This window comes from Nocardia sp. CY15, assembly GCF_009829295.1.
GTDB lineage: Bacteria > Actinomycetota > Actinomycetes > Mycobacteriales > Mycobacteriaceae > Nocardia > Nocardia sputi.
The window spans coordinates 1-701 of sequence record NZ_VUOT01000108.1; the positions used below are offsets into that span (position 1 = coordinate 1).

Annotated in this window: 1 protein-coding gene; it reads right to left on the bottom strand. The window is 67.9% G+C overall.

Annotated features, from left to right (window positions below; genetic code table 11):
* Positions 1-289: 289 nt before the first annotated feature.
* On the bottom strand, positions 290-574 hold the full coding sequence (locus tag GVY39_RS33805) for an IPT/TIG domain-containing protein (protein ID WP_201295445.1): 285 nt from the start codon (positions 572-574) through the stop codon (positions 290-292).
* Positions 575-701 lie beyond the last annotated feature (127 nt).

The following is a 701-nucleotide window of genomic DNA, read 5'->3' on the forward strand; positions in this document are numbered from 1 at the left end:
GTTGGCCCGGCGCCTGGTCGACGTGCTGTGGGCACTGCTGCGCGACAACCGCCCCTTCGACACCCAGCCCCCGAGCATCAACGGAATCCGAGCTGCGGCTTGACATGGTCATTGAGATTCCTTCGGAAGCGGCCACGGCCTCGGCCCGGCCGTGAGACAGAGTGTTCGGGCCAAGACAGCTCGCCGTCCTGAACGGGTGTCCGGCCCCCGGGCAGCGAGTAGATCGCTTGCCCGGAGGCCGGGGCGGCGGTCACCCCGATGACCGGGGTCTGCCGCCTGAAGGGATCAGTCAGATACCGGGTCCGGCGACGTAGGTGAAGGCGTCGGTGCCGGTGACGCTGCCCCCGCTGGTGGTGACCACGACATCGACGGCACCAGCGGTTCCCGGTGGGGTGACCGCGGCGACCGAGGTGTCGGAGATGACCGAGAACGGCGCCGGGACACCGTCGAAAGTGACCGACTGGGTGGTGGTCAGCTCGGTGCCCGGGATGGTCACTGCGGTGCCACCGGAGGTCGGACCTGAGGCCGGGGACGGGGTCCCGATAGTCGGTGCGTCGACGTAGGTGTAGGACAGGCCGTTGAGTTCCTAACGGATGTCAACTCAGTAGAGTCTTCTCGCTGCTGCGTTGTGTGGCTCGGTGCGTCGTGAGGTCGAAGCACCCGCTCGGCCGGTCGTGCGTCGCGTGACCCGGATTTCGGCA